The sequence below is a fragment of the Vibrio sp. 10N.261.52.A1 genome (assembly GCF_002876325.1).
In the GTDB taxonomy this organism is placed as follows: Bacteria; Pseudomonadota; Gammaproteobacteria; order Enterobacterales; family Vibrionaceae; genus Vibrio; species Vibrio chagasii.
Window position 1 is genome coordinate 1 of record NZ_MCYD01001011.1, and the last position, 6,856, is coordinate 6,856.

7 protein-coding genes and 1 riboswitch are annotated in these 6,856 nt (G+C 43.0%); of the genes, 2 read left to right on the top strand and 5 right to left on the bottom strand.

Annotated elements, in window-relative coordinates:
* Positions 1–382: 382 nt before the first annotated feature.
* The gene (locus BCT81_RS21870; RefSeq protein ID WP_102425826.1) at positions 383–835 is read left to right on the top strand and encodes an RNA-binding protein; all 453 of its coding nucleotides are present in this window, start codon (positions 383–385) and stop codon (positions 833–835) included.
* Here the strand turns inward: BCT81_RS21870 and murI are convergent.
* Genes murI through BCT81_RS21885 form a run of 3 tightly spaced genes read right to left on the bottom strand, consistent with a single transcriptional unit; the run spans position 798 to position 4,202 of the window.
* Positions 798–1,604 (bottom strand): glutamate racemase, encoded by an 807-nt coding sequence (gene murI, locus BCT81_RS21875; RefSeq protein ID WP_198596944.1) that lies wholly within the window; start codon positions 1,602–1,604, stop codon positions 798–800. The two genes, BCT81_RS21870 and murI, sit on opposite strands and share 38 nt — an antisense overlap.
* A 60-nt stretch (positions 1,605–1,664) precedes the next feature.
* Positions 1,665–2,330: an ATPase gene (locus BCT81_RS21880; protein ID WP_102425828.1), complete on the bottom strand. Its 666-nt coding sequence runs from the start codon at positions 2,328–2,330 to the stop codon at positions 1,665–1,667.
* Positions 2,331–2,378: 48 nt separating this feature from the next.
* Positions 2,379–4,202, bottom strand: coding sequence for a TonB-dependent receptor (locus tag BCT81_RS21885; protein WP_102425829.1), 1,824 nt, complete (start codon positions 4,200–4,202; stop codon positions 2,379–2,381).
* A gap of 39 nt (positions 4,203–4,241) precedes the next feature.
* A riboswitch (cobalamin riboswitch) is annotated at positions 4,242–4,446 on the bottom strand.
* A 154-nt stretch (positions 4,447–4,600) separates the two neighbouring features.
* Here BCT81_RS21885 and trmA point away from each other — a divergent pair.
* A complete protein-coding gene (gene trmA, locus BCT81_RS21890; RefSeq protein WP_055318286.1) occupies positions 4,601–5,710 on the top strand; it encodes a tRNA (uridine(54)-C5)-methyltransferase TrmA in 1,110 nt (369 codons plus the stop codon).
* Positions 5,711–5,796: 86 nt separating this feature from the next.
* Here trmA and BCT81_RS21895 read toward each other — a convergent pair whose 3' ends face one another.
* Both BCT81_RS21895 and fabR read right to left on the bottom strand, forming a co-directional pair.
* Positions 5,797–6,168, bottom strand: a complete 372-nt coding sequence (locus BCT81_RS21895; protein WP_004740556.1) for a YijD family membrane protein — start codon at positions 6,166–6,168, stop codon at positions 5,797–5,799.
* Positions 6,168–6,809, bottom strand: coding sequence for an HTH-type transcriptional repressor FabR (gene fabR / locus BCT81_RS21900; protein WP_004740554.1), 642 nt, complete (start codon positions 6,807–6,809; stop codon positions 6,168–6,170). Before fabR ends, BCT81_RS21895 begins: the two co-directional genes overlap by 1 nt.
* Positions 6,810–6,856 lie beyond the last annotated feature (47 nt).

Below are 6,856 nucleotides of genomic sequence, written 5' to 3' on the forward strand. Positions count from 1 at the left end.
TTTAAATTGTTAAAGAGCGCTAGCGTTTTGTGATTAACATCTCAATCGCTAGGGGTGCGTACTATACTCGCACCGTTTTTAGAGTCAAGGGTTATTTTCAAACTCTTTTTCTCTACCGATTTAGCTGTGTGACTTTCGTCTCACTCCGTGTCGGTGAGGCGGCATTATAGAGAGATTGAGAAGGAGCACAAGAGCTTTTTCAAATAAAAGTTTTGTTCGCCTAAAAAGCCACCAGATCCGCATTTTTCGAATAAAAACTAAACATTTGAGACGTATCACAGCAATACATTGGAAAAATGAAAGGCATGAACGTAAGATTCATGTGTCTATTTTGTTAATGGTAGATGCGTCTATTTCGTTTATTAATATGTAGTATTCCGATATGAACTCAAAAAAATCGATGTTGTTAATTGTCGCACTGGCTGTATTAGGCGGCATTGTTTTCTCTCAGGTAGATATATCGCCTGCAATTACCTTTATCCTTGGTGTCTTGGCTTCCGCTTTTGTTGTTAACTTTTCAAGCACCGACTCAAAATCAGATTCAGAACCGAAAGCTTCAACAAAAACGCTTTATGTGGGTAACCTTCCATACAAGGCGAACGAATCGCATGTTCGTGAATTATTCTCAGAACATGGTGAAGTGTTTGCAGTACGCTTAATGAAAGACAAGCGAACTGGTAAAAGAAGAGGCTTCGGATTTGTTGTTATGGCAAGTAATGATGTGAATCATGCAATCTCTGCCCTTAACGACAAAGATTACATGCAACGAACTTTAAAAGTACGTGTTGCGAATGATCCTAAGCATCCTGAAGCGGACGAATCTGAACAGAACTAAACCCTAACTGCTTCAACATACTATTTAGTGCACTTTCTTTATTAGGAAGTGCACTACAAAAAACCTCTCTTACTCCCCCTTCTTCATGACCATCTTCTAAACCCAACAAATCTTGGACTCGTTTCGCTATCGCTTTACCCGAATCCACCAATGCCACGCTTTCGCCTAATACTTGCTGAATCTCAGACTTTATCAGTGGGAAATGGGTACAGCCTAAAACAGCAACATCAATGGTATTAATCATCGGCTGAAGGATTTGCTTGAGCTCTTCTAAGTTGATTGCCTCTCCTCTGAGCTTATCTTCGGCCATATCCACCAGCCTCGTCGAGCCAAGAAGTTCAACCCTCTTATTAATTGAGAAGTTTTTGATCAGTTCGTGCGTGTATTCACGGGTAATGGTCGCCGGAGTAGCAATCAGCCCCACCGCTTTGTTTGCTAGCAAAGAAGCCGGCTTGATTGCCGGAACAACACCGACAATAGGGATAAGATTATTGGCTCTGAGTGTAGGTAAGACAATCGTGCTCGCTGTATTACAAGCTATCACTACGATATCTATCGCGTGACTAGCCACAAAACTGGCGACTATGCTCTGAACTCTTCTAATCAGAACCTGCTGATTGAGCTCACCATATGGGTAAGCTTCATTATCGAATACATAGATATAGTTATGATTAGGCAATAGCTGACTTATCTCTTTATAGACAGATAGCCCACCCACCCCTGAATCAAAGACCAATATGTTTTTTTGTAGACTATCCGACACAACGATTACCTATATGTAGTTTCGCAGCAATAATACCCCTTCACTTAGTTTTCGCCAATCTTCACGCTATAGAATACAAGCTCGATAACGTTGATGTACAAAGCGTTCACCTTGCTCTATCACTTCGAGCTCTATCTCAAGCTTTCCTTTAAAGCATGTCGCTGAAGTCACTAAGGTATGGAACTCGCCATCTTCACCACACGGATCAACATGGTTCGGTAAGCTTGCTATTAACTCATCGGTATATTTCAGCCCGCAGTAGCTAATATCTAATACTTTACTGTCGACAGTGACGAGAAAAGTTTCGATACCTCTATCTATTATCTCTTGTGCTAGCGCCTGACTGCTCTCTCCCATAAGAGGAAACACACACGCCCAACCTGCGGGTTCAATATAGCTTCTTCTATAGTCTGCAATGCCGTTACAAAACATATCACCGAATGCAACGGCATCAATCGATAAGCCTGAATCTTTAAGCGCCGAGACAATAGTACTTTGGTAAACCTCGTTGCTTGGGAACACTTCCGGAAGCTCGATGGTGATAAGTGGCAAGCCGATCAACTTTGCTTGCATTGCTACTACGTCTATAGGAGTTACTTGGAAAGGAACTTCATCTCCAACATAAGTCGTATAGAGTGCAACAACGTCATATTCGCTGCTTTCAAGTAAACGCTCGAGGGTGAGTGTAGAGTCCTTACCTGATGACCAGCTTATGACGACTTTCTTTTTCATTGATATACCCAATAAGAAAAAACCGCCCGAAGGCGGTTTAGGTGTTAGTTAGAATTGGTAAGCAACGCTGACGTAATAATTACGCTCTGGGGTTTTATAGCCTTTAGCAGTTTCATACTCTTCGTCAAATAAGTTAGCAACTTTACCCGCAACGGTTACGTCATTATCAAAGTGGTAAGACGTTGCGAAATCAAATAACGAGTACGCATCAAGCTCTGTTGTATTACCTAGATCATCATAACGCTTACCTTGATATAGATAACTCAAGTCGAATCTCCAGTTGCTCAACTCATAAGTAGTGTTCCATTTACCACTATGTTTCGCTCTACGAGCAAGTTCGTTACCTGTAGATTTGTCTTCGGTATCAAGATAGTCATACGATGCTGAGTGATATAATGGTCCAGTATAAAAAGAGCCGACAACTTCGTACCCTTTAATTTCCGCTTCGCCTATATTCACTTGAGTAAGACCATTACTTGTAATCATCTTCTCTACATCACTCTTGTGTGCAGCCACTCGTAACTCAAGAACGTCAAAGCTACCTTCTAGTGCTACTTCTGCTGTTTTTGATTCTTCCGGTTGTAGATTTGGGTTACCTGAGTAGCATCCCCATGAGCTACATTCTAAAGGCCAATACAGCTCATTAAATGTTGGAGCCTTAAATGCAGTACCATACATGCCCACTAGACGAATAGCCTCAGTAATACTGTACCCTGCACCTAATTGATACGTCGTAAAGTTTCCAAATGAACTGTTATCATCCCAACGCAGATTTGCTTCCGCAGACAATTTGCCTATAGATACATCACCACCAGCATAGAGCGCGGTGTTATCACGACTATCTTTAGTCATCGATGTAGAATCGTTTTTCACCTTATCTCGGTACCAATCAACACCACCAATAACCGCTGCACTATCATTTAACTTGTACTGGTTATTCCAAGACACAGAGTTACGGTTAGTTGTTATAGAACTCGGCACTGTCCCTTGCCCTGAAGATTCAGCTTCATCTTGATTGCTTCCAAGGGTTACCACGCTATTTAAGGAGTCACGCTTGTAATCTCCCACTAGACCTAACGCATATAGCTCACTGTCAGTTTCATCAACACCTCCCCACGGGTTATCAAACTCTACGTCGTGCTTCTGATAGTAACCATTCGCTTTCAAGGTAAAGTTTGGTGAGACGTAAAAGCCACCATCGATAGTGAGGTACTGGGTGCTGTGGCCATCTTTATCCGCATCAATAGGATTGGTACTCGTGGGTTGGACATTATAGCCTTCGCTTTGCTGATGTGTGGCTACCACATTAATCCAGCCACTATCGTTAGCAACTGACCCTGATGCATTTATATCATATAGTCCAAAACTACCGACCCCTGCTTTAACAGTGGCTGTATTATCAGCACTTCGCGTAGTTATAATATTGACCACCCCGCTAACAGCATCAGAACCGTACACTGCAGCACGAGCACCTCTTAAAACTTCAACTCTCTCCACACCATTCAACGGAATCGAGGCTAGATTAGCGTAACCTAACGTAGCACTACCAATTCGAATGCCATTCACTAGGATGAGAGTGTTTTTAGTAGAGCGACCACGTATATATAACTCTTGCCCCTGCGCAAGACCGCCTTGATTCGTTACTTGAACCCCTGGTAATCGGCGTAAAACTTCAGATAGAGAAGTGGCTTGTATAGCATCTATTTCTTGTTTTGTTATAACTTCAACTGGAGCAATTGTATCGCTGACTTGTTGCTCAAAACGGTTCGCCGTAACCACCATGGTTTCATCGGCAGATGCTTGTTGGGCGTGTAAATTGGAGATAGGTGAAAGCAGCGATGCTACAGCAACCGCTAAAAGGGATTTGTTCATGTTGTGATCCTAAATCGCGTAAATTCCTACCAAACCACATGTCATGGTTTAGCCGCTGGCAGGTATTCGGACTCAAGAGCACAACCTTATGGTTACCTGATATTCGACTTCCCACAAAAAGCTATTTGCAGTGTCTGATGAATACTCGTTCTCTTTTACCGCTGCGCGTCAGTTCTGGATTCACACCAGATTCCCTCTTCAGCCATCTATACATCTAAATGGCACCAGCTTGCCGGAGATAGTATTGACCTATGAATCATTTGTCTAGTCTAAGATAGTTATAAGCTATAGTTTTCATGGTCGATTTACATTGAATGGCGCTCAACACTGGACAAGCGCCTGTGATTGAATAAAATCTGCGCTCTTGATTTAAAAGCACGACAGCAAAAGGCATAACCATGGCGAATTTAGATGTAAACCCGCAACGCTACCAAGAACAACTGGCAGAAAAGACAGAGCGTCTTACTGAAATGTTCTCAGAATATAATGTGCCTGAGCTGGAAGTGTATGAATCTCCAGAACAACACTACCGCATGCGTGCTGAGTTCCGCGTGTGGCATGAAGGTGACGATATGTATTACGTCATGTTCAATCAAGAAACTAAAGAAAAATACCGCGTAGACCAGTTCCCTGCTGCTAGCCGTCTTATCAATGACTTGATGCCTTTGTTAGTCGATGCAATGAAAGACAACCACTCTCTACGCCATAAGCTATTCCAAGTAGACTTCCTATCTACACTTAGCGGTGAGATTTTGGTGTCTCTGCTTTACCACCGTCAACTAGGTGAGCAATGGATTCAAGATGCCAAAGCGCTAAAACAGCAATTGAACGATGAAGGTTTCAACCTAAACCTGATTGGTCGTGCTCGTAAGATGAAGATCGTTTTAGACCGTGATTACGTTATTGAGAAACTAGACGTAAATGGCGATAGCTACATCTACCAACAAGTAGAAAACAGCTTCACTCAACCAAACGGTAAAGTGGCTGAGAAAATGTTGGAGTGGGCCGTTGACTGCACTCAAGACAGCAAAGGCGATCTGCTAGAGCTTTACTGTGGTAACGGTAACTTCTCACTAGCACTGGCACAAAACTTCGAGCGTGTATTAGCAACTGAGCTAGCGAAACCATCAGTTGAATCAGCGCAATACAACATTGCAGCCAACAAGATTGATAACGTTCAGATCATCCGTATGTCTGCGGAAGACTTTACTGTAGCGATGGAAGGCAAACGTGAGTTCCGCCGCCTGCAACAAGCAAACATCGATCTGAAGAGCTACAACTGCAACACTATCTTTGTTGATCCACCACGTTCAGGTATGGATGTTGATACTTGTAAGATGGTTCAAGGCTACGAGCGCATCATGTACATCTCTTGTAACCCTGAAACATTGAAAGAGAACTTAGAGATCCTAAGCGAAACACACGACATTACTCGTTTCGCTCTGTTCGACCAGTTCCCTTACACACACCACATGGAAGCTGGCGTATTCCTAGAGCGTAAAGCGTAATACTCGCCTTTCTAATCTAGGTAAAAGCCAAACTGCAGATACAAAAAAACGAGCCAATCGGCTCGTTTTTTTTATTTATGGTTGGCTTAAGCTGTCTTACCAATAAAGCCTAGCTTCTTACCTACCCAAGCGAGCAGTAACATTGCGACGATAATCGCGAAGAAGTTTGAACCCGCATCTGGGTGTTGTGCTTTCACAAACGCAGAGTGACCAAATGCACCCACGAAGAAACACGCCAAACCTACTAGCGGGATATCTTCCGATACTGGGTTAGTTAGGTACTCTTGGTAAAGTGCTTGTACAGCTAAAACTAAAGCAATCAGTGGGAAGATTGAGAAACCCACTTCGCTCATTGTTACCCAAGATAAAAGTGCATCGCCACACACACCAGCAATCAGAGCCAGTACCAGTGTTTTTCTTTCTGAGCCACGGTTTACAGTATTATTTTCATTCGACATTATTCTATCCCGCCTTTTAATCGGTTACGTTCACGTTCTTTACGATACCAAAAAGCCCCTTTGGCCATCATTCGCAATTGCATGATCAAGCGCTCAGCCAGTTCGTCTCGCTGACGTCGATCTAAATCTAATGCTTCTGCCCCTGAGTTAAAGACCAATATGACCGAAGCTTCTGCTTGCGTAAAAGCTTCATCTCGTGTCATGCCAGTCGTGATTAGGTATTCGGTTAACTCAGCAGAAAAGTGCTGTATCTCACGAGCAACTGCTGTACGAAACTCAAATGAGGTTCCTGAGCGCTCTCGCAATAACAGTCTGAATACGTTAGGGCTGCTTTCAATGAACTCCATAAAGGTTTCAACCGATGTGCGAATAACACTGCCTTCTTTTACTATACGCTGCCTAGCTTGACGCATTAGCTGGCGCAGTAGTAAGCCGCCCTCATCTACCATGGTTAAGCCAAGCTCATCCATGTCTTTGAAGTGACGATAAAAGGAAGTCGGTGCTATTCCAGCCTCACGAGCGACTTCTCTCAAGCTTAGGTTGGAAAAACTACGATCTGCACTGAGTTGGCTAAATGCTGCATCGATTAAGCTGCGACGAGTTTTTTCTTTTTGCTGTGCGCGAATGCCCATTGGTTTCATACTTTATCAATTTCTTCTTTTACAGCCTAAACAGGCATGTCTAATAC

Excerpts from the sequence above, each read along its gene's own strand:
- BCT81_RS21870 (WP_102425826.1), top strand. The coding sequence starts at position 383 with ATGAACTCAAAAAAATCGATGTTGTTAATTGTCGCACTGGCTGTATTA.
- BCT81_RS21880 (WP_102425828.1), bottom strand. The coding sequence starts at position 2,330 with ATGAAAAAGAAAGTCGTCATAAGCTGGTCATCAGGTAAGGACTCTACA.
- BCT81_RS21885 (WP_102425829.1), bottom strand. The coding sequence starts at position 4,202 with ATGAACAAATCCCTTTTAGCGGTTGCTGTAGCATCGCTGCTTTCACCT.
- trmA (WP_055318286.1), top strand. The coding sequence starts at position 4,601 with ATGGCGAATTTAGATGTAAACCCGCAACGCTACCAAGAACAACTGGCA.
- BCT81_RS21895 (WP_004740556.1), bottom strand. The coding sequence starts at position 6,168 with ATGTCGAATGAAAATAATACTGTAAACCGTGGCTCAGAAAGAAAAACA.
- fabR (WP_004740554.1), bottom strand. The coding sequence starts at position 6,809 with ATGAAACCAATGGGCATTCGCGCACAGCAAAAAGAAAAAACTCGTCGC.